Annotated in this window: 19 protein-coding genes; all 19 read right to left on the reverse strand. The window is 42.7% G+C overall.

Annotated features, from left to right (window positions below; genetic code table 11):
- Window position 1: 1 nt before the first annotated feature.
- A complete protein-coding gene (locus ACR65F_RS00115) occupies window positions 2-1,048 on the reverse strand; it encodes an ABC transporter permease (RefSeq protein ID WP_039041972.1) in 1,047 nt (348 codons plus the stop codon).
- On the reverse strand, window positions 1,041-2,609 hold the full coding sequence (locus ACR65F_RS00120) for an ABC transporter ATP-binding protein (RefSeq protein WP_039041971.1): 1,569 nt from the start codon (window positions 2,607-2,609) through the stop codon (window positions 1,041-1,043). Before ACR65F_RS00120 ends, ACR65F_RS00115 begins: the two co-directional genes overlap by 8 nt.
- Window positions 2,610-2,787: 178 nt before the next feature.
- Window positions 2,788-3,861 (reverse strand): BMP family lipoprotein, encoded by a 1,074-nt coding sequence (locus ACR65F_RS00125; RefSeq protein ID WP_039041970.1) that lies wholly within the window; start codon window positions 3,859-3,861, stop codon window positions 2,788-2,790.
- Between the two features lie 48 nt (window positions 3,862-3,909).
- On the reverse strand, window positions 3,910-4,638 hold the full coding sequence (locus ACR65F_RS00130) for a GntR family transcriptional regulator (RefSeq protein ID WP_440502695.1): 729 nt from the start codon (window positions 4,636-4,638) through the stop codon (window positions 3,910-3,912).
- Window positions 4,639-4,789: 151 nt separating this feature from the next.
- Window positions 4,790-7,153, reverse strand: coding sequence for a DNA translocase FtsK (locus ACR65F_RS00135; protein WP_440502696.1), 2,364 nt, complete (start codon window positions 7,151-7,153; stop codon window positions 4,790-4,792).
- A 72-nt stretch (window positions 7,154-7,225) separates the two neighbouring features.
- The gene (locus ACR65F_RS00140; protein ID WP_039041967.1) at window positions 7,226-8,893 is read right to left on the reverse strand and encodes a ribonuclease J; all 1,668 of its coding nucleotides are present in this window, start codon (window positions 8,891-8,893) and stop codon (window positions 7,226-7,228) included.
- Window positions 8,894-8,994: 101 nt separating this feature from the next.
- Window positions 8,995-9,888, reverse strand: coding sequence for a 4-hydroxy-tetrahydrodipicolinate synthase (dapA, locus tag ACR65F_RS00145; RefSeq protein ID WP_440502699.1), 894 nt, complete (start codon window positions 9,886-9,888; stop codon window positions 8,995-8,997).
- A gap of 23 nt (window positions 9,889-9,911) precedes the next feature.
- A complete protein-coding gene (locus tag ACR65F_RS00150) occupies window positions 9,912-10,958 on the reverse strand; it encodes an aspartate-semialdehyde dehydrogenase (protein ID WP_440502700.1) in 1,047 nt (348 codons plus the stop codon).
- Between the two features lie 98 nt (window positions 10,959-11,056).
- A complete protein-coding gene (locus tag ACR65F_RS00155) occupies window positions 11,057-11,650 on the reverse strand; it encodes a dipicolinate synthase subunit B (protein ID WP_039041964.1) in 594 nt (197 codons plus the stop codon).
- A gap of 4 nt (window positions 11,651-11,654) precedes the next feature.
- A complete protein-coding gene (locus tag ACR65F_RS00160) occupies window positions 11,655-12,434 on the reverse strand; it encodes a dipicolinate synthase subunit A (protein WP_440502702.1) in 780 nt (259 codons plus the stop codon).
- A complete protein-coding gene (locus ACR65F_RS00165; RefSeq protein ID WP_369795180.1) occupies window positions 12,427-12,705 on the reverse strand; it encodes a YlmC/YmxH family sporulation protein in 279 nt (92 codons plus the stop codon). The genes ACR65F_RS00160 and ACR65F_RS00165 overlap by 8 nt, the downstream gene beginning before the upstream one ends.
- 63 nt (window positions 12,706-12,768) lie before the next feature.
- Window positions 12,769-13,998 carry a M16 family metallopeptidase gene (locus ACR65F_RS00170; protein ID WP_440502703.1) on the reverse strand — a complete coding sequence of 410 codons (1,230 nt, stop codon included), beginning with the start codon at window positions 13,996-13,998 and terminating at the stop codon, window positions 12,769-12,771.
- A 78-nt stretch (window positions 13,999-14,076) separates the two neighbouring features.
- Window positions 14,077-16,194 (reverse strand): polyribonucleotide nucleotidyltransferase, encoded by a 2,118-nt coding sequence (pnp, locus tag ACR65F_RS00175; RefSeq protein ID WP_440502704.1) that lies wholly within the window; start codon window positions 16,192-16,194, stop codon window positions 14,077-14,079.
- Between the two features lie 185 nt (window positions 16,195-16,379).
- On the reverse strand, window positions 16,380-16,649 hold the full coding sequence (gene rpsO, locus ACR65F_RS00180; protein ID WP_039041959.1) for a 30S ribosomal protein S15: 270 nt from the start codon (window positions 16,647-16,649) through the stop codon (window positions 16,380-16,382).
- Window positions 16,650-16,778: 129 nt separating this feature from the next.
- The gene (locus tag ACR65F_RS00185; protein WP_440502705.1) at window positions 16,779-17,726 is read right to left on the reverse strand and encodes a bifunctional riboflavin kinase/FAD synthetase; all 948 of its coding nucleotides are present in this window, start codon (window positions 17,724-17,726) and stop codon (window positions 16,779-16,781) included.
- Entirely contained in the window at window positions 17,713-18,660 is a 948-nt protein-coding gene (gene truB, locus ACR65F_RS00190) for a tRNA pseudouridine(55) synthase TruB (RefSeq protein WP_440502706.1), read from the reverse strand. Before truB ends, ACR65F_RS00185 begins: the two co-directional genes overlap by 14 nt.
- Window positions 18,661-18,747: 87 nt before the next feature.
- Window positions 18,748-19,101, reverse strand: coding sequence for a 30S ribosome-binding factor RbfA (gene rbfA / locus ACR65F_RS00195; protein WP_251659010.1), 354 nt, complete (start codon window positions 19,099-19,101; stop codon window positions 18,748-18,750).
- A gap of 19 nt (window positions 19,102-19,120) precedes the next feature.
- A complete protein-coding gene (locus tag ACR65F_RS00200; protein WP_039041956.1) occupies window positions 19,121-19,402 on the reverse strand; it encodes a DUF503 domain-containing protein in 282 nt (93 codons plus the stop codon).
- The gene (gene infB / locus ACR65F_RS00205; protein ID WP_440502708.1) at window positions 19,399-21,900 is read right to left on the reverse strand and encodes a translation initiation factor IF-2; all 2,502 of its coding nucleotides are present in this window, start codon (window positions 21,898-21,900) and stop codon (window positions 19,399-19,401) included. The genes ACR65F_RS00200 and infB overlap by 4 nt, the downstream gene beginning before the upstream one ends.
- Window positions 21,901-21,904: the final 4 nt, after the last annotated feature.

Raw genomic sequence — 21,904 nt, forward strand, 5'->3', positions numbered from 1 at the left:
CTTACTTCGCCTCCTTATTCTTGCCAATTCGTTGTAACCCAACGCGTATGATATAGCCACATGCTACAAAGAAGATAATTAACGCAATGACGATAGACACAATTTCAATTGGTATATTAGCAGCATTCGGCATATTGTTTGCTCCATATTTAAGCGAACCAAACAAACTCGCTCCGAAAACTACTCCGAGTGGAGTATTTGCACCTAACAAGGCAACCGCAATTCCGTCAAAACCGATTCCCGTAAATCCAGCTCTTGTAGACATGTTACCGAATGTTCCAAGTGCCTCCATTGCGCCGCCTAAACCAGCGAAGGCACCTGAAATTACCATTGCCATCACAATATTTTTCTTAACACTCATACCTGCATATTGTGCAGCATTTTCATTGAATCCTACAGATTTCAACTCGTATCCTAGCTTCATTCTTTCCAGGATGAACCACATGATGAATACCATGAATAGTGCAACAAAGATACCATAGTGAAGCGTTGAAAAATCTGTTAGCTCCGATAAGAAATCTGAACGAAGTGATGCGGTATCTTGGATTTTATCCGTTTTAAATCCGCCCTTTGCCACCACTTTAATGAGCGCGTTCACAAGGTGTAGTGCAATATAGTTCATCATGATCGTGACAATTACTTCGTGAACTTTCAATGTAGCTTTCAACAAGCCAGGGATCAGACCCCAAAGTGCTCCTGCCGCAGCCGCTGCAAGGAGTGCTAGAGGCAAGTGAATGATTTTCGGTAATTCGAAAGCCATACCTACGTAAGCCGCTGCGAACCAACCTACGATTAACTGACCTTCAACTCCGATATTGAATAGACCTGTGCGGAAGGCAAATGCAACCGCGAGACCAGCAAGGATATATGGACTGATTTGGCGAATGGTTTCTCCAATCGCATAAGAATCTCCAAATATACCGTTCCAAAGTGCAATATAACCCGCAACTGGATCGTAGCCACTTACAAGCATGACAACCGCTCCGACTAGTAATCCTAGGATGATTGAAATCAAAGGAACGAGCACATTTATTAATCGATTAGACATGGTCGTCATCACCTACTTTCAATACAGCACCGTCACTGCCTTCAACAATTTCACTTTTATTATGACCCGCCATAAACAAACCGAGTTCTTGTTCACTCGTTTCTGCAGGGGTTACTGTGTCAACAATCGCTCCATCATAAATAACAGCAATCTGATCTGAAACGTTCATCACTTCATCTAGCTCGAACGAAATTAAGAGAACTGCTTTCCCCTGATCACGTTGTTCAATGAGACGTTTATGAATAAACTCAATAGCGCCCACGTCAAGACCTCTAGTAGGCAGTGCCGCAATCAAAAGATCTGGGTTCCGGTCCACTTCACGACCGATAATCAGCTTCTGTTGATTTCCTCCAGAAAGAGCACGAGCAAGCTCATGTTCACCTTGTGTTCGAACATCAAAGTCCGCAATAAGTTTGTTCGCATGTTTCGTTACTTCCTTGTAGTTCATAAGACCATTCGAAGAAAATGGCTTTTGATAATAGGACTGTAGCGCCGCATTGTAACCTACACTAAAATCAAGAATTAATCCATGTTTGTGACGGTCTTGCGGGATATGTCCTAGACCATTTTCAGTAATCTGTCTTGGTTTTTTATTAGTAACGTCCTTATCACCCATAATAATTTTACCGGACTTCACTTTGCGCAGTCCTGTAATTGCTTCAATCAGTTCGGACTGACCGTTGCCATCGATTCCAGCTAAACCTACAATTTCACCTCGTCGTACAGATAGGTTCAAGTTTTTCACTTTTTCAATACCTCGATAATCTGTTACGACAAGGTTATCAATCTTCAATATTTCTTCTGTAGGATGGGAAGGTCCTTTTTCTGTTTTGAATGTCACTTGGCGCCCAACCATAAGCGTGGCAAGTTCTTCAGGATTCGTTTCAGCTGTAATAACTGTTCCGATCCCTTCCCCTTTACGAATAACAGTTACACGATCTGAAACTGACATAATCTCTTGTAGTTTGTGAGTAATGAGAATGATTGACTTTCCTTCTTCAATCAACTTGTGCATAATTCTGATTAATTCATCTATTTCCTGTGGAGTTAAGGATGCTGTCGGCTCATCAAAAATAAGGATTTCTGCTCCACGATAAAGTGTTTTCAGAATTTCCACACGTTGTTGCATCCCGACCGAAATGTCTTCAATCTTCGCATATGGGTCAACATCCAGCCCATACAGCTTTGAAATTTCCGCTACTTTCTTCGCTGAGTCCTTGATGTTGAGCATACCCATCTTGGTAGGTTCACTGCCAAGGATAATATTTTCAGTAACTGTTAAATTCTCAACAAGCATAAAGTGTTGGTGAACCATTCCGATTCCTAAATCGTTTGCTACGTTTGGATCTGTGATGTCGACTTTTTTACCTTTGACTCTTATCTCTCCGCCATCTGGCTGGTATAGACCGAATAATACGTTCATCAATGTTGACTTACCTGCACCATTCTCGCCGAGGAGCGCATGAATCTCGCCTTTTTTCAACTGAAGAGTAATATTGTTATTCGCATAGAAAGTGCCGAACTTCTTTTTAATATTCAGCATCTCGATGACGTATTCCACTGATCTCACTTCCTTGCTTATAGTTTCTACTAGTTTAGTTTGTTAAATTAACACAATAAAAGATTCCAAATAGAACCTTTTAGTCTGGCAATTTAGGTATTTCTAATTTTGACTATGTATACAAAAACAACGAAGGCCGGTATGAACCGGCCCCCATTCTTTTCATTAGAGAATCCTCTTACTTTTCACCTGGAACTTCGATTTCACCTTCGGAAATCTTTTTGTCATACTCTTCGATTTGAGCAAGTACATCTTCAGGAATCGCACCGCGTGAATCTGCAAGTGCTACACCTTCATCATGTAAACCGTAAACTTTTGTTTCGCCGCCAGGGAATTTACCTTCCTTAGATAGCTTAGCGATATCGTTTACTGCGTTGTCAACACGCTTCAACATTGAAGTCAATGTTACGTTATCGTCTCCAACTTGACCTTCGTCGTACTGGTCAGAGTCAACTCCGATTACCCATACATATGCATCTTTGTCTGCTGTTTTACGTTCTTTAGCTTCACTGAATACACCGTTACCACTACCACCAGCTGCGTGGAAGATAATGTCTACGCCTGATGAATACATGCGGTTAGCAGCTGCTTTACCAAGTTCCGCTTTATCAAATGCACCTGTGTATTGAACATCTACTTTAAGGTCTGGCTTAACGGCTTTAACACCTGCAAGGAAACCAACTTCAAAACGTTCAATTACAGGGATTTCCATACCGCCAACAAAACCGATTTTATCGGATTTAGTCATTAGAGCTGCAGCAACACCTGCAAGGTAAGCTCCCTCTTGTTCTTTAAAGAGCACACTTGCTACGTTTGGCTGTTCAACAACACCATCAATGATAGCGAACTCAGTATCTTTTTGTTGCTGAGCAATTGTATCAATTGCATCTTCCATAAGGAATCCAACACCAAAGATCAAGTTGAAATCACGTCGAGCGAGCGCGTTTAGATTTGTTGTGTAGTCTGCATCACTTTGTGATTGCAAGTAGTCAAATCCTCCGTCGCCTTTTTTCAAGCTGTTTTCCGAACCAAAGTCCTGAATTCCTTTCCAAGCGGATTGGTTGAACGATTTGTCGTCAATACCACCGACATCCGTTACCATCCCTAGAGAGAATTCAGATGTATTGCCTCCGTCAGAAGATGAACCTTTGTCACTTCCGTTGCCTTCTTCTTTGTCTGAACCACAAGCTCCCAAAACCGTACCTGCAGCAAGTACAAGGGACAGTGCAAGACCAAATCTGCGTTTACTCATTTTGTGACCTCCCTATTTATATGTTGGTATGATTATGGCGATAACGCCTTATACCCGTTTACGTACTACGTGGAAGTTGAATTTGTCCGCGCGAAAATAGTTCTTAGAAAACAGGACCATCTCACCAGTTTCCGTGTAGTGTTTTTGTAGCAACACGAGCAATGGAACATCGACCCCACACCTAAGTATGGAAGATGCTTCATGATCGTACCCTACAGGTTCAATATGAGCAATCGCTTGGGTAATATGGATTAGCCCATCTTTTTCTAACGCATCAAAAATGGAATTCTTCATAAGAACTGTTGCTTCCGTCTGAAGATTCTTTGCATTTACTTGGTCAACACAATAAACAACTGGTTCACCATCTGCTGTTCGAACTCTCTTAATAGTAACAATGGAGTCCTCTTGGTTGCATCTGAACTTTTCAATACTCTCTTCCGTTGCAAGAGCGTCTGATACTTCTAGAAAAATCGTTCCTGGCTCCATACCTGCATCCCGAATCATTGAAGAAACACTTGATAGTTCTTCGATTCCAGAAGAGAACAATGGACGCGCTTTCAAAAATGTCCCCACTCCGTGTTTTCGAACAATTATTTTCTCTTCCTCTAATACACGAAGTGCTTCCCGCAATGTCGCCCGACTTACGCCTAACGTCCTAGCTAGTTCAAACTCCGAAGGGAATTTTTCATTTTCTTTAAACACGCCGGCTTCAATGTCCTGCTTAATATGCTCGATGACTTGGACATATAAATGTCTTTGGTCTGCCTTTATCATCAACCCATCTCCCTCCGGCTGAGGTCAGACCTCTGATGTTTAACGTCGTTCTATTCACCCATACTATAACATTTAACGACGAGAAAATAAACATCGTTTCGAAAAAATAATTTTCCAAACTTGCTTATTGTTCTAAAACAGACAAATTCCTGTGTTACATGTCTGTTGAATCTTTCCCTACCAATACTTGTCTCGGCTTACTTCCTTCTGGTGGTCCTACGACCCCCCGCATTTCCATTTGATCGACAATGCGTGCTGCTCTTGAATATCCTACACGAAAACGTCTTTGCAGTAGAGAGACTGAGGCCGTTTGCATCTCTACGACTAATTGGACCGCATCGTCATAGAGCTCATCCGTCTCGTCAAACTGGTGGACTTCTTCGATTTCTGTTGGAATCATCTCTTCTTGATACTGTGCTTTTTGTTGTTGTATGACAAAATCGACAACTGATTCCACTTCACGATCCGAGACGAATGCTCCTTGAACTCGTGTTGGCTTGGAAGCACCAGCCCGAAGGAACAACATATCCCCTCTGCCTAGAAGTTTCTCAGCGCCACCACTGTCAAGAATCGTTCGGGAATCGATCGCAGAAGAGACCGAAAATGCAATTCTAGATGGAATGTTAGCCTTGATGATCCCTGTAATGACATCTACACTTGGTCGCTGAGTTGCGATGATCAAATGGATGCCAGCGGCCCGCGCCATTTGAGCAAGACGTGTAATTGCATCTTCTACTTCATTAGATGCAACCATCATCAAATCAGCAAGCTCGTCCACAATAACTACGATATATGGCATTTTAGGATGTTTCTCATCATTCTCTTCATTCCATGTGTCGATGTGGGAGTTATAGCCCTCGATATTCCTCGTACCTGTATGAGAAAACAGCTCATAGCGTCTTTCCATTTCAGACACGACTTTCTTTAGTGCTTGCGCCGCTTTTCTAGGATCTGTAACAACAGGTGCAAGCAAGTGCGGAATACCGTTATAGACATTGAGTTCTACCATCTTAGGGTCAATCATCATCATTTTTACCTCATGAGGTTTAGCCCTCATTATAATACTGATGATAATTCCATTTACACAGACACTCTTGCCACTACCAGTAGCTCCCGCAATGAGTACGTGAGGCATCTTGTTCAATTCTGAAAGCATTGCCTCTCCAGTCACATCTCGTCCTAATGCAATAAGAAGTTTCGAATCGGGACGGTTATTCTCTTTCGCTTCTAGCACTTCACGTAAACTCACTACTGCAACCGCGGTATTAGGCACTTCAATTCCTACAGCGGATTTCCCTGGAATTGGTGCTTCAATCCGAATCCCACTTGCTGCAAGCGCAAGCGCGATGTCATCGGCCAAACTGACAATTCGGCTTACTTTAACACCGGTATCAGGCAGTACTTCATACTTGGTTACTGCTGGTCCTAGATGGACTTGTGTAACGCGTGCTTTCACGCCAAAACTATGGAATGTCCGTTCCAGTTTTTGTGCGTTTGCTTGAATTGCGTTGTATTCACCAGACTGATCATTTTCAGGGGGTTGTTTTAATAGATTAAACGAAGGCAATTGATACGATTCGTTCTCTTTTTCTCCTGAGACACCTTGATAGGGATCTTTAGATGTTTCAGTTGAATCAGGCTCTTTTTCATCTACATGTGGTGCGGGTTCCGTCTCTTTTTGAGTCGGAATTTGTGTTTCATCATTCCGTTCATTAAATGCTGAAATGATCGGCTGCACATAGGGTTCCTCTTCCTCAGGCTTCGCTACAGCATTCATAGTAGATCCCTTTTCTTGAACAAGGTCATTCTGATGTTTGCTCGAGCGTGTTGTCCGAGTTGGTTTTGACTTCTTTTCTGGGGCTGCTTTAGGTGCAGTACGGAAATTAATACCTTTAAGCTTCTGTTTTATGGTTAAAAATGCAGCTGGGAACCACTCAGCAAGATATGGTGCAAGTGCTTTACCAGATACGAGGATCAGCCCTGTTAACAAAAGCAATACACCAGCGACAGCTGCACCTGCAGAATCGAAGAGCGAATAGAACATTGCAAAAAGGACGGCTCCGATCATGCCGCCGCCAAGCGTTCCACCTCTAGTACTAATCCCTCCATTTGAGATAAGCACTTTCCACGTTTCCTTTAAAGCGGAATCCGACATAAGGACACGACTAGCGGACAGTTCTTTAAACAAGAGGATGTGGCTGAATAGGAGCAGGCTTGCCAAAATGCAAAGACTTCCACCGACTATACGATTTTTCCAACCAAGTTCTCCACGTTTCACCATAAATAGTATTGCTTGAACTATAAGGATGAACGGTAAAGCTACATGCCAATTACCAAATAGGAATCTGCCAAATGAACCTAGACCTCTACCCACGATGCCGAATTCAAAAATCATAATGACTGCAAGTGCAAGCATCGTTAAACCGATTACTTCAAATAACAGCGGATTTAATGGTGATTTCCCCTTTTTTTTACTAGGGGATCGTTTCTTTTTCTTTTTTGAAACTTTCTTAGACATGCTGTACCTCCTTTTTGCGAAAAAAGGATTTCCTGCCTGACGGCAAGGAAATCCTTAAGAAGAATCTTTCGATCAATACTCCATAATAATTGGAATAATCATTGGTCGTCTCTTCGTTTGCTGATACAAATAAGAGCTGAGCGTGTCTCGGATCTCTTGTTTAATGTTTGTCCATTCAAACGTTTCTTTATTCACGTATTTTTCTACAATTTTACGAATCAGATTAGATGCTTCTTCTAGCAACTCTTCTGATTCACGAACGTAGACAAATCCACGGGAGACGATTTCAGGACCTGCTGCAATTTTCTTTTGCTTGCGGCTTAATGTAATGACAATTGTAAAGATCCCATCTTGGGATAAGAGTTTACGATCGCGTAAGACAATATTTCCAACGTCCCCTACACCAATACCATCAATCAAAATATTTCCTGCTGTTACGCGCCCACTCATTCTGATCTTACCACTCTTGTATTCAACGATATCGCCTTTATCCGCAATGAAGATTTGGTTTTTGCGCATACCAGTCTCTTGTGCAAGTTTCGAGTGAGCAATAAGCATTCTGTATTCACCCGTTACTGGAATGAAGTTTTTCGGTTGCATAAGATTAAGCATCATTTTCAAATCTTCTTGACTACCATGTCCTGAAACATGGACATTACGCGCAGACGTCAAGACGGTTGCCCCTGCTTTTGCAAGTTCGTTCATCATTGAATATACAGAGACCTCAGATCCTGGTGAAGGTGTAACAGTGATCAACACCGTATCTGTATCTTTAATACGAATATCCCGATGATGTTTGCGAACGATTTTTTCAAGTGCTTCGAGTGGTTCACCTTGGTTACCTGTCAAAATAATGACGACTTCGCTATCATTGTAGTTCCCGATATCTTTAACAGAAATGACTATACCTTCGCCGACATTTAAATAGCCAAGTTTCACGCCAACTTCAAAGTAGCTTTCCAAGCTTTTCCCGACAACAGCAACTTTCTTGCCTGCCTCAGCCGCTTTGTCTAAAACTTGCTGGATCCGGAGGAAATTCGAAGCATAGACTGCCACTAGAATTCTTCCCTCTGCACCATAAAAAGTTTTTGACAATTGAGTTTCGACTACTGTTTCCGATGTTGTATAACCAGGTCGTTCAGCTTCAGTTGAATCGGACATTAAAATAAATACGCCCTCTTCACCAAGAGCCGCCATTTTCCCTAGATCCGGCTTGTATGGGCCTTTAGCTGCCTGGTCAAATTTGAACTCTCCTGTGTGAACGATTGCTCCTTCACTCGTATGGAACACAATACCAAGTGCATCAGGAATACTATGAGTCGTATTGAAAAATGTCACGTATGTACGCTTGAAATTCATACGACTCTTTGTTGATACTTCGAAGAACTTCACATTCGAAGGAGCAGGCATTACTTTCAAATGCTCTTTAGCAAGTGCAAGTGTTAGTTTTGACCCGTAAACTGGAGCTTGTACTTTTTGTAACAAATACGCGATTGCACCAATTGCATCCTCATGACCGTGCGTTAAGAAAATCCCTTTAACACGTTCTTTGTTTTCTTCTAGGTATGTCATATCCGGAATTACGAAATCGATTCCCAGCATTTCTTCTTCTGGGAACATCAGGCCCGCATCGACAACAAATAATTCATCATCAATTTCTACCACATACATCGATTTCCCTAATTCTCCCACCCCGCCAAGCGGAATGACTTTTATTACTTCATTTTTGACTTTAGTCACATTGTTTCCTCCTATATAAAATTCCCGCTCTAAACGACTAGTTCTCATTATACTTGACATAGCACTTCTGCACAAACAAAAAAAGCCGGCAGTCTCGCCGGCTATTCCCATTTTGAATCAAATTGTTGTTTAAACGTTTGTAGAGTAAGGTCCAAATAAGAATCCTCTTCTGAAATTCCGATAAGGGGTAGACGAACATCTCCCACTGGAAGCCCAACCTTTTTCAAGAAATACTTAATCGGCACTGGATTAGGTTTTGAAAATACCGATTGAAATAGAGGCATGAGAGATTGATGGAGAAGAGCAGCATTGGCAATGTTTCCGTTATGAAAATCATGGATCATGCGTTGCATCTCGAGTCCTACGATATGCGAAGACACAGAAATAACTCCGGATCCACCAATTGCCATCAGCGGTAACGTTAATGCATCATCACCACTGTAGACACTGAATGTATCGTCTGTTCCTTCAATGATTGCAGCCATTTGCTCCAAGTCTCCGCTCGCTTCCTTCACTGCTTCAATATTCGTTATTTTCGATAATCGAATCACTGTTTCTGCAGATAAATTCACACCGGATCTTCCGGGAATGTTATAGAGCAAAACCGGTAGTGAAGTGCTTTCTGCAATGGATTTAAAATGTACGTACATACCGTTTTGATCAGGTTTGTTGTAATAGGGCACAACAAGCATTACCCCATCCGCACCAAGCTGTTCAGCACGTTTCGTCGCTCGTATTGAACCGCGAGTATCATTACTACCCGTACCAGCAATGACAGGGATCCGTTTATCCACAATCGAAATTGCATGAGCGAGCAATTTCTCTTTTTCTTCTTCTGACAAAGTAGGTGATTCCCCAGTTGTTCCATTGACAATGAGCGAATTCGTTCCGTTTTCGATTAAGTGATTAATAAGAAGTCGTGTCACTTCATAGTCAATCTCACCTTCTTCGTTAAACGGTGTGACCATCGCTGTACCAATCGAACCTAACTTCATGCGCACCCTTCCTTTTCAGTTATCTAGTTGTTTTGTGCGTCGCGATTTTTAAGGAGCTGTTCTGCAATTTGAACAGAGTTTAACGCAGCACCCTTCAATAAGTTATCCGCGACAACCCACAAGTGAAAGCCTCTTGGATGATCTGGATCTTTCCGAATACGTCCAACATAGACATCGTCCTTATTTTCCGCAAAAAGTGGCATCGGATACGTTTGCGTTGAAGGATTATCTTGAACGACCACACCTGGAGCTTTTGCAATCGCTCGACTGAATTCCTCCGCTGTAATACCTTCTTTATCTATCTCCACGTATACTGATTCTGAATGCCCGGTGACGACCGGCAACCTTACGCAAGTTGCGGATACAGCAATGGATGGATCATTGAATATTTTTTTCGTTTCATTGATCATTTTCCATTCTTCTTTCGTATAACCCATATCGTCAAAAGAATCGATTTGCGGAATCGCGTTAAAAGCGATTGGATAATGTCGTGCAGCACCAGCACTCGGCAGCTGTGACGCTGAATTTTCTGCTCTGCTGTCAAATTGTCCACTTTGCGATTTTAATTCCAATATCGCATCTGCTCCAGCACCAGAAACCGCTTGATACGTAGATACAATTATTTTCTTAATGCCAAACGCTTCTTTTATGGGATTAAGTGCAACGACCATTTGAATCGTTGAACAGTTAGGATTTGCGATCAACCCGTTATGGGTGTTCAACGCTTTAGGATTCACTTCAGGGACAACTAGTGGAACCTCTGCATCCATTCTGAACGCACTAGTGTTATCGATCACAATGGTCCCTCTACGAGTGGCTTCAGTTGCAAGTTGTTCTGAAATTGCCCCTCCCGCACTGAAAAAAGCAAAATCGACGCCATTGAATGACTCTGGTTTCGCTTCTTCGATAGTGAATAATCTTCCACCTGCTTGAATAACAGTACCCGCTGATCGGGATGAAGCCAACAACTTTACTGAACGGAACGGGAAAGCCCGTTCAATAAGTTTATCGAGTATTTTTGCGCCCACTGCGCCTGTTGCACCAACAATCGCAACTGTATAAGTTTGCATAATGATTCTCCTTCGCTAACACGATGACTCACAAAAAATGAGAACATCGATAATTCGTATTGCAGGAATTATACCATAACATTGAAAAATCGGTGGTTTTATTTTTCAGAAGAATGAAGTATCAATAGAGGCTGGAGCTGTTCCTTTCCAATGGCTGCTGCTGCTGCTTCAACAATTAATGAAAAGTCGCTAATGAGGGAGTTTGGTTTTTTAAAGGGATCGTCTTGACCGAATGGGATGAAGAACACATTTTTCATGTTTAATAATTTGACTAGATTAGCTGCATTCAATCCCAGTGCGTCATTAGTTGAGATCCCGAGAAGAACTGGTGAATAGTTACGTAACGTCGCTTTAGCAGCCATGAGAACAGGAGAATCGGTAGCAGCGTTCGCAAAGCGGCTCATCGAATTCCCAGTAAGTGGAGCGATAATCATGCAGTCGACCGGAGTGGATGGACCAAAAGGTTCAGCGCCCGCAATTGAAGAAATCACTTTTTCTCCAGTTGCCCGCTCGATCTTTTCAATCCATTCTTCTCCAGTACCGAAACGTGTAGCTGCTGTAAGGACAGAATGAGTAATGACAGGCACAACCGTTGCCCCTGCGTCTTGAAGTTTAGTAATCATCGGCAACAATTCTTCGTACGTACAATGGGACGCTGTAATCCCCAATCCAATACGTTTGTTTTCAAGCATTTTTTTACTCCTTTCCTCTGCACATCCTCAAAATTGTATCTGCCAAATAGCTTGCTGCTCTTTGCGGGAAATGTTTTCCCGGCAGACCGAGGTGTAACGTATAGTATGCAGAGGACATTCCGGGCTTTAGGCACCCGGGCTTAGATGCCAGATCTAACACACGCAGAGTATCTTCCGGCTGTATAGCTAGCCATTGTGATGGAATGGTGTTTATCAGAAAACCAGGTTTGAATTCAACATCTGGCGATAGATTTTTCACTTCAAATCCCAATGCTTCAGCTTCGCCGAGTTGAGCTTCTGATCTTGCAAAAACCGTTAGTTTCGCTCCAGATGCCGAGAGAACGTGAGCAAGCATTCTTCCGACTCTTCCAAAACCAGCTATTTGGAAATGGGTGCTTGCAATCGGCGTTTTTGTTTCGAGATAAAATTCTTTCACGAACCCTTCTGCCGTGAGTAGAGCATTATTCCAAACAAATCGTTCATCACTTAAATAACTTGATACAAAATGACCTTCGAATTCCAATGCCGTTTTCTGGATTTCGGGAATAATACCTGTGAAAAATACAGTTCCTTTGGAAAATAGCTTTGAGTCGAGCATCCCTTTCACCCCTTGTATCGGCAACACAATATGGGTGGGATGAATTGTAGCAATCTTGTTTGTAAGCTCATCTGTAACTTCATCTTTTAAATGAACAGCAACATCCAAACCTTTTTCTTTAAACAAACGGGCACATTCTTCTATTCGAAGATCAGAACCAATCAACAGCCAACGCGCTTCACTCATCAAATTCTGCCCCATCCAATAAGTGAGTACGACCAAATAAAATACGGTGTTCGCCAATTAACACGATTTCGCTCCAAGGAATATATTGTTTTGACCCTTCTTTCTTCTGCAGAAATGGTATTTTACTCGCTCGATCACGAATTTCAAATCCAATAATATTACCGCTCGAGCGATCGAATAACAAATCCGTATCCGCTAAAAACCCGTAACGGATGCCCTCTTCCACTTGAATCAATTCTTTTTGAGCGAGTTCAGACAATAGCACATGCATTCCTCCTAGTCTCTTTACAACTAGTCTATGATTGAACATGTGAAAAGCTGACAATCCGTTTCATTAGTCTTGATTTGGAGAAAGAATGGATATTGCAGGTGCATTCCCAAGCAACTTATTTGCCATTTCTGCTACGTCTTTTGTCGTAACAGCTTGGATCCGAGCAATGATTTCTTCTTCCGAACGATGTTCACCAAGGATCAACTCGTTATTACCATTTCGATGCATTCTTGCTTCTGTACTCTCTAATCCGATTAAGTAACTTCCGCGCATTTGTTCTTTTGCATTTCTGAGTTCTTCAGCAGTTACTCCACGCTCGATGATCTCGTGAATAACGGATTGAACGGTTTCAAATAACTGTTGTTCGTTCTCTGGAGAAGCTGCGCAACCAATGACGAATGCACCTTCATCTGCATGAGAAGCATAGTAAGAGTAAACCGAATACGCCAAACCTTTTTCTTCTCTCACTTCTTGGAACAATCGCGATGACATAGTTCCTCCAAGAATACTATCGAGCAATGCCAAGCTGTATATGTCAGGGTGCTTGAGGGGAAGTCCAGGATAGCCTATGAACAGATGAGATTGCTCGATATCTTTTGATTTTCGTCCTTCTCTACTTTTGAAAGTAGCCTGTTTCAAAGTTGGGCGTGGCTCGTTTGAAATGGGCTTGCTAAATGTCCCAAATAGTTGCTCAATCGCTTGTAACAAGGAATTATCAAAATTCCCTGCAACAGAAATGACAATCCGGTCCGGTGTATAAAAACGATTCATGAATGAGACAAGGTTCTGCCTAGTAAAAGACTGAACACGCCCTGGTGTACCGCCAATCGGTTTACCTATGGAATGGTCGGGATACATGAGTGCCCATAAGCGCTCATCCGCATCTTCTTCTGGCGAATCCTCAACGGATGCGAGCTCGTCGATAATAACGGATTTTTCTTTTGCCATTTCCAACTCATCTAATTTAGAATTCAACAGCATATCTGCTAAAATGCGGGCTGCGTCTTCTGCGCGATCTTCTAAAACGGTTGCGTAGAAACAAGTCGCTTCCTTTGTTGTAAAGGCGTTGATATCACCTCCAAATCGATCAAATTGCTGTGCGATTTCTTTTGCTGTCAGGGACGTGGTGCCTTTAAAGAGCATGTGCTCAATGAAATGTGCAATGCCTTCCTCACCGTTTAGTTCTTCGGAAGACCCTACTTTTACCCATATCCCAAGAGATACCGAACGGGCGTGGGATATAGCTTCACTTACGACCCTTACACCATTTTCTAATGTTTGTATAGTTACCATTGTTGTGCCTCCCTATTCTGCATAAACAAAAAAGCCCCGCTCTCACAACTGTGGGAGGGAGGCTTCTTGCGATATAAATTACTCGCCTTTTTGTTCTGCTTTTTCTTTTTCTTCTTTTATGACAATTTTACGAGATAAGTTGACGCGACCTTGGTTGTCAATTTCGATGACTTTGACGAAGAGTTCGTCACCCAATTTCATAACGTCTTCTACTGCTTTCGTACGTTCTTCTTGAATTTCGGAAATGTGGAGCAATCCATCTTTTCCTGGGAATAACTCAAGGAAAGCACCAAATTTTTCAATGCGTTTCACTTTTGCCATGTAATATTCTCCGACTTTTGCTTCGCGGACGATGTTTTCAATCATCTTCTTCGCTTTGTCGTTCATCTCAGAATCAGGAGACGAAATGTAGATTGTCCCATCTTGTTCTGTATCGATTTTCACGCCGGTTTCTTCAATAATCTTGTTAATAACTTTTCCACCAGGTCCGATAACATCACGGATCTTGTCTGGATTGATATGAATCATAATGATCTTAGGAGCATATTTCGAAAGCTCTTGTGCAGGCTGTGCAATCGTTTCAAGCATATGACCAAGAATTTTCATCCGACCGATTTTCGCTTGCGCCAAAGCTTCTTCTAAGATTTGTCGTGAAAGACCATCGATTTTAATATCCATTTGAAGTGCTGTAATTCCTTCAGAAGTACCCGCTACTTTAAAGTCCATATCTCCTAGGTGGTCTTCCATTCCTTGGATATCAGACAGTACTGAGTAGTTGTCTCCTTTTTTCACAAGTCCCATTGCTATTCCTGCAACGGGAGCTTTGATTGGAACACCTGCATTCATCATAGCCATAGTGGATGCGCAAATCGATGCCTGAGATGAAGAACCGTTAGATTCAAGAACTTCAGCAACAAGACGAATTGTATATGGGAACTCTTTTTCATCTGGAATAATTGTTGAAAGTGCGCGCTCTCCTAGTGCACCGTGACCAATTTCACGACGACCTGGAGCACGGATTGGACCTGTTTCTCCAACACTGAAGTTCGGGAAGTTATAGTGGTGCATGAAGCGTTTTGTTTCTTCCAGCCCCAGCCCATCAATAATTTGTACTTCACCGAGTGCACCTAGTGTACATACGCTAAGAGCTTGAGTTTGTCCGCGTGTAAATAGACCTGAACCGTGCGCTCTAGGAAGAATGCCTGTTTCTGAAGATAGTGGACGGATTTCTTCAAGTCCACGACCATCTGGACGTACTTTTTCATCTGTAATTAGACGACGTACTTCGTCCTTCACAAGCTTTTCTAAGACGTTACGAACTTGCTTCATCGTCGCGTCATCCGCTTCGTTTTCTTCGTAACGTGCAATCACTTCGTTTTTCACTGCAGTGATTGCTTCTTCACGTGCATGCTTTTCTTCAGTCTGAATTGCTTGGACTAAGTCGCTATTACAGCTCTCTTTAATCGATGCAACAAGATCCTGATCGAGTTGGAACAATTCGATCTCCATCTTTTCTTTGCCGACTTCTGCAATGATTTTCTCTTGGAAGGCAACGAGTTTTTTGATTTCTTCATGACCGAACATGATTGCTTCCAACATAATATCTTCAGACACTTCTTTCGCGCCTGCTTCAACCATATTGATTGCATCTTTTGTACCGGCTACAACAAGGTCAAGCTCGCTTGCTTCAAGTTGTGTTGGTGTAGGATTGACGATGAATTCGCCATTTAAACGACCGATTTGAACGCCTGCAATTGGACCATCAAATGGAATATCTGAAATGGAAATTGCAAGTGATGAACCGATCATTGCTGCCATTTCTGACGAACAGTCTTGGTCCACTGACATTACAAGTGAAATTACTTGCAAGTCATTACGGAATCCTTCAGGAAATAGAGGTCTGATTGGACGGTCAATTAAACGGCTCGTCAATATTGCTTTTTCAGAAGGACGTCCTTCACGCTTGATGAATCCTCCTGGGATTTTACCAACTGCATATAGACGTTCTTCATAATTCACAGTAAGGGGGAAGAAATCCAATGCTTTTGGCTTTTTAGAAGCTGTTGCAGTAGAGAGGACTGTCGTTTCTCCGTAGCGTACGAAAACAGCCCCGTTTGCTTGCTTAGCGAGCTGTCCTGTTTCGATGGTGAGCTCTCTGCCAGCCCAATCCATTGTAAACTTTTTATGTTCTGTCATGATTGATCTCCTCTCGATTTACATCCAGTGTATACGTAGTATGTATTACGTAATAGTGTATCAAATTAAGCAATGGTTTGCGAAATATTTCATTAAGTAATGGGGTTTAGGGAGCAAAGGCGTCTGAAAAACCGTCCGTTTGCATAGAAAAAAGCGGGCAAAGCCCGCTTTTTCGGTTGTCAATATTAACGGCGTAGGCCGAGTTTAGCGATTAGATCACGGTAACGTGCAACTTCTGTTTCACGCAAGAATTTCAAAAGACGACGACGTGTACCGACCATCTTATAAAGACCGCGGCGTGAGTGGTTATCCTTCTTGTGTGAACGCAAGTGCTCGTTCAAGTTGTTGATCTCTTCAGTAAGGATAGCGATCTGAACATCTGCAGACCCTGTGTCGTTTTCATGAATCTTGAATTCGTTGATCAATTCATGTTTACGCTCTTGTGTAATAGCCATCCTAGTCACCTCCCATTCTTTAATATCCCCAAGTCCCAAGCATACGTTGGTGAATCGTTATGCCAAGGAAAGGTTCGTGTACACTGTACACTCACCTATCATAGCATGGGCAACTTCCCCTTGCAACCGTCAGTCTTTTTCAGAAAGAATCTTTTTTGCGGTTTCTTTATCTTTCGCAATTTGATTTTTTAGCATTTCAATTGAATCGAATTTCTGTTCAGGTCTAATATGGGCAATCCAGTCAACAATTCCTTGTTTGCCGTATAGATCTCCATCAAAATCGAAGACATTCACTTCAATCGTTTTTCGTGCCTCATCAGGATGATCGAAGGTTGGCTTAACGCCGATATTACAAACTCCATCATAAGTAGTGCCGTCTACTGTAAATCGAACTGCATAGACTCCATTTTGCGGAACTATGAGTTCAGCACCCGGGATAATATTTGCGGTTGGAAAACCAAGCTGCCTACCACGCTTATCCCCATCTACTACTTTGCCGATTGAACGAAATGGTCTGCCAAGTAACGATGCAGTTTTTGCTACATCTCCTTCTGCCAGTAACTTACGGATACGTGTGGATGAAATCTTTTCATCATTCTCAGCAACTTTTTCCACCTGCGTCGTACCAAATGCACCATTTGCTAAAGAAGCCATCTGATCCATTGTTCCTTTGCCTTTTGCACCAAATGTAAAGTCAAAACCAGCTGTTACATGACGCACATTCAACTTTTTCAACACTTGGTCAACAAATTCCTCCGGCGTCAAGTCAGCAAGACCACGATCAAATGTAACGATAAACAATGTGTCTATGCCCATTTCATTAAGAATCCTCTTTTTCTCTTCCAAAGGCGTAATGTAACCAATCTTTCCTTTTTCACCCGAAAATAGATGAGATGGATGCGGATTGAATGTCATGACAGCTGGCAACACATCTAGTTGTTTTGATGTGTCAATTGCGCGTTGTATGACTGCCTGATGACCTTCATGCAATCCATCGAAAAAACCGATAGCTACTGAGAATTCTTTGTCTATATTTTGAACGATCCCATGGTCAACTTGCAACTCAATTATTTCCACGGTCCTTGTCCTCCTCTGCTCTATTAACCGGGAACATTTTCACCGGTTTCATTAGCCCTTGTTTTTCTGGATGAGGCGCATACACGGCTAGAGCTTTACTGTTTAACACAAACAGGGCTTCGTCTACTGAATCGAAAATCGGATGAAGGGGTAGAACTTGGCCATTTAAAATCTTGGATAGCAGTTCTTCGTTTTCATCCAATTGCACCTCAACAATTCCATTTAATGCTGATTCCAAAGGTTTTAAAAACGTTTCAAGAATACCTGCATCTTGCATCTCGCGCACTTCATCAATCGTGCGACAGTCATTTTGTGTAAACGTTCCAGAAGCCGTTCTAACTAATTGGGACATATGAGCAGGATACCCAAGTTGTTCTCCTATTTGAACTGCAAGTGTACGGATGTACGTCCCTTTACCACAAGAAACTCTAATGGTAAAACGAGGCTCAACTCCCTTGAATTGCTCATTTTCACTTATTAACTCGATTTCATGGATGTGGACTATCCGTTCTGGACGTTCCACTTTAATTCCTTTTCTTGCATACTCATAAAGCTTTCTTCCATTTACTTTAACAGCAGAATACATGGGTGGAATTTGTGTGATAGAACCTGTCAAAGATTCTAATGCTTGCAGGATTTGTTCGCGAGTGATTACCTTTTCCGATAAATCCTCCTGAACAACAGCCCCATCCGCATCTTCAGTTTCGGTTGCCTTTCCAATTAACACTTCAGCAATGTATTCTTTTCCTGAGTCTGTAATGTAGGATGCGACTTTAGTGGCTGAGCCGATGCAAATCGGAAGGACACCCTCTACATTCGGGTCAAGAGTGCCTGTATGCCCTACTTTTTTCGTGCGGAGAATTTTTCGTAATTTAAATACACAATCATGTGAGGTCAACCCTTTTTCTTTCCACAGCGGCAGGATTCCGTCCATTTCATCGCCTCCTCTTGTCCAACTAGTTAAGTGCTATGTAAACGTAAAAAGGGATCGGAAATCCAATTGGATACCGATCCCTTTTGTTTAATTGTCCGACTCGTCGTCCTTCACTTCACGTAGAAGTGATTCGATTCGGTTGCCGTATGCGACGGATTCATCAAACGCGAAATCGATCTCTGGTGTTTTTCTTAAACGGATTCGTTTCCCAATTTCAGAGCGGATGAATCCTTTTGCTTTCTTTAGCCCTTCTAGTGACGCTTCTCTCTCAGAATCTTTTCCGAGAACAGAAATATAGATCATCGCCTGTTGCAGATCCCCTGTTACTTCCACATCGGTAACTGTGACGAAACCAATGCGAGGATCTTTTAAACGTTGGCCTATAATGTCACCAAGCTCTTTTTTCATTTGTTCTGCGACTCGATTAACACGCATTGACATGGAGTTTCACCCCGCTTCACTATCCTGGATAGTCAATCTGTATTTCAGTTAGTTCCCACTCTGGATTGGACTCAAGAAATCGCTGAACGCGATGAATTTCACGTTCAGCGGCTTCCGTTGAAGAGGCAATTGCGACAACACCCAGTGTTGTACGTTGCCAGAGATCTTGATGATCCAATTCAGCTATAGAAACATTATACCCATTTTTAACACGATCGATCATACGTTTAAGCACGGAACGTTTATCTTTTAGAGAAGCCGCCATTGGAATGATGAACGAACACTCTGCGTAAACAATCACACGCGCTTAATTTCCTGCATGATGTATGGCTCAATAATGTCGCCTTCTTTTACATCATTGAAGTTCTTAATCGTGATTCCACACTCGTATCCTTTTGCGACTTCTTTCGCATCATCTTTGAAGCGTTTTAATGTATCTAGTTCTCCTTCAAAAATGACGATGTTGTCTCGGTAAATACGTACTGAGGAATCTCTTGTAATCTTACCATCAGTTACATAACTTCCGGCAATTGTACCGATTTTAGAAACTTTGAATGTTTCACGGACTTCTACTTGACCGATTACTTTTTCTTCAAATTCAGGATCAAGCATACCTTTCATTGCAGATTCAATTTCTTCTACAACTTTATAGATGACACGGTGCAGACGGATGTCTACGCCCTCTTCATCAGCAGCACGTTTTGCATTGACATCTGGACGTACGTTGAATCCGATGACGATTGCGTTTGAAGCAGCAGCCAAGGAAATATCCGATTCGTTGATGGCGCCAGCACCAGTGTGAATGATTTTCACATTGACACCTTCTACATCAATCTTCATGAGAGAAGCTGCCATTGCTTCGACTGTACCTTGAACATCAGCTTTGACAATCAGGTTCAATTCTTTCATTTCGCCTTCCTTCATCTGATCGAACAAGTTATCCAATGTAACGCGCGTTTTTTCTGTACGTTGTTCTTGGATTGCTTCCCCAGCACGGCTCTCACCGATTTGACGGGCAGTTTTCTCATCTTTGAAGACTACGAAACGATCACCTGCTTGAGGGACGTTGCTAAGACCTGTAATTTCAACCGGCGCAGAAGGACCTGCTTCTTTAACACGGCGACCCACGTCATTAATCATCGCACGTACACGACCATATGTGTTTCCGACTACAACTGGATCACCAATACGAAGTGTACCATCTTGAACGAGTAGTGAAGCCACTGCACCACGACCACGGTCGAGTTGCGCCTCAATTACTGTTCCTTTAGCTCGAACGCCTGGATCCGCCTTCAATTCAGCAACTTCAGCCACAAGGAGAATCATTTCAATCAACTGGTCAATTCCTTCACCTTTAAGTGCAGAAATTTCAACAAAGATTGTATCTCCGCCCCAAGCTTCAGAAACTAAGCCGTGTTCTGTCAATTCTTGCATGACGCGATCTGGATTAGCAGATGGTTTATCCATTTTGTTGACAGCAACAATGATAGGAACTTCTGCTGCTTTTGCGTGGTTAATCGCTTCAACAGTTTGTGGCATTACTCCATCATCAGCAGCTACGACAAGGATTGTAAGGTCAGTAACCTTTGCACCACGTGCTCGCATTGTTGTGAATGCTGCGTGTCCTGGTGTATCAAGGAACGTAATCTTTTTACCGTTAGATTTGATTTGGTATGCTCCGATATGCTGAGTGATTCCGCCAGCTTCACCTTGTGTGACTTTCGTATCCCGAATGGAATCGAGTAATGTTGTTTTACCATGGTCTACGTGTCCCATGATCGTAACAACTGGTGGACGTTCAATTGCTTCTGTATCAGATTCTACTGCATCACCATCAGTATCTGGATCTTCAAAATAGATTTCAAGATCTGTTACATCAATGCGGATTTCCTCTTCTACTTCAACATCGTACTCTGCACAAATCAGTTCAATTGCATCTTTATCAAGCTCCTGGTTAATGGTAGCCATTACACCAAGAAGGAATAACTTTTTAATGATTTCAGATGGCTCGCGACCTAGTTTGTTCGCAAGTTCTCCAACAGAAAGTGACTCATAAAACGTAATTTTTTCTGGTAACGGCTTTTCCACTTTAGGCATTGGGTTAGCCGGACGGTGTCTGCGGCGACCTTGGTTAATACCTCGTGCTGGCGGACGTCCGCCACGACGATTCCCTCCGCCACCGCCTTGACGGTTTTGAGAAGATGGCCCTTGGTTAGGACGGTTTTGTCCTCCAGTTGATGGAGTGCCCTGACCGCCACTTGCTGGACGGCTGCTCGTTTGTCCCTGAGGACGATTGGCAGACTGGCCTTGTGGTCGGCTATTGCCGCCTTGACCTTGCGGGCGAGTGCCTGCTTGGCCTTGTGGACGATTCGTGCTTTGTCCTTGAGGACGGTTACCCGTTTGGCCTGTTGGGCGAGTGCTGCCCTGTCCCTGCGGACGGCTTCCTGTTTGGCCTTGTGGTCGGCTATTGCTTTGTCCCTGCGGACGGCTTCCCGTTTGACCTTGTGGTCGGCTATTGCCTTGCCCCTGTGGACGGCTGCTTGTTTGGCCTTGCGGTCGGCTATTGCCTTGCCCCTGTGGACGGCTGCTTGTTTGGCCTTGCGGACGAGGCGCACTTTGGTTGTTGGATGGAGCATTTTTCGAAGTTGTAAACTTCTTATCCAATTTCTCCGCAGAGCTTGTATCGATCATAGACATGTGGTTCGTAACATCCACATTCATTTTACCTAGTTCTTCAATGACCTCTTTGCTTGATTTGTTAACCTTCTTCGCGTATTCATGTACACGTATTTTCGTCATTAGC

It is taken from the genome of Sporosarcina sp. SAFN-010 (assembly GCF_059415065.1).

Bases quoted from the DNA above. Each gene is read 5' to 3' on its own strand.
- ACR65F_RS00115 (WP_039041972.1), bottom strand. From the start codon at position 1,048: ATGTCTAATCGATTAATAAATGTGCTCGTTCCTTTGATTTCAATCATC.
- ACR65F_RS00125 (WP_039041970.1), bottom strand. From the start codon at position 3,861: ATGAGTAAACGCAGATTTGGTCTTGCACTGTCCCTTGTACTTGCTGCA.
- ACR65F_RS00135 (WP_440502696.1), bottom strand. From the start codon at position 7,153: ATGTCTAAGAAAGTTTCAAAAAAGAAAAAGAAACGATCCCCTAGTAAA.
- dapA (WP_440502699.1), bottom strand. From the start codon at position 9,888: ATGAAGTTAGGTTCGATTGGTACAGCGATGGTCACACCGTTTAACGAA.
- ACR65F_RS00150 (WP_440502700.1), bottom strand. From the start codon at position 10,958: ATGCAAACTTATACAGTTGCGATTGTTGGTGCAACAGGCGCAGTGGGC.
- ACR65F_RS00155 (WP_039041964.1), bottom strand. From the start codon at position 11,650: ATGCTTGAAAACAAACGTATTGGATTGGGGATTACAGCGTCCCATTGT.
- ACR65F_RS00160 (WP_440502702.1), bottom strand. From the start codon at position 12,434: ATGAGTGAAGCGCGTTGGCTGTTGATTGGTTCTGATCTTCGAATAGAA.
- ACR65F_RS00165 (WP_369795180.1), bottom strand. From the start codon at position 12,705: ATGCATGTGCTATTGTCTGAACTCGCTCAAAAAGAATTGATTCAAGTG.
- ACR65F_RS00170 (WP_440502703.1), bottom strand. From the start codon at position 13,998: ATGGTAACTATACAAACATTAGAAAATGGTGTAAGGGTCGTAAGTGAA.
- pnp (WP_440502704.1), bottom strand. From the start codon at position 16,194: ATGACAGAACATAAAAAGTTTACAATGGATTGGGCTGGCAGAGAGCTC.
- rpsO (WP_039041959.1), bottom strand. From the start codon at position 16,649: ATGGCTATTACACAAGAGCGTAAACATGAATTGATCAACGAATTCAAG.
- truB (WP_440502706.1), bottom strand. From the start codon at position 18,660: ATGGACGGAATCCTGCCGCTGTGGAAAGAAAAAGGGTTGACCTCACAT.
- rbfA (WP_251659010.1), bottom strand. From the start codon at position 19,101: ATGTCAATGCGTGTTAATCGAGTCGCAGAACAAATGAAAAAAGAGCTT.
- infB (WP_440502708.1), bottom strand. From the start codon at position 21,900: ATGACGAAAATACGTGTACATGAATACGCGAAGAAGGTTAACAAATCA.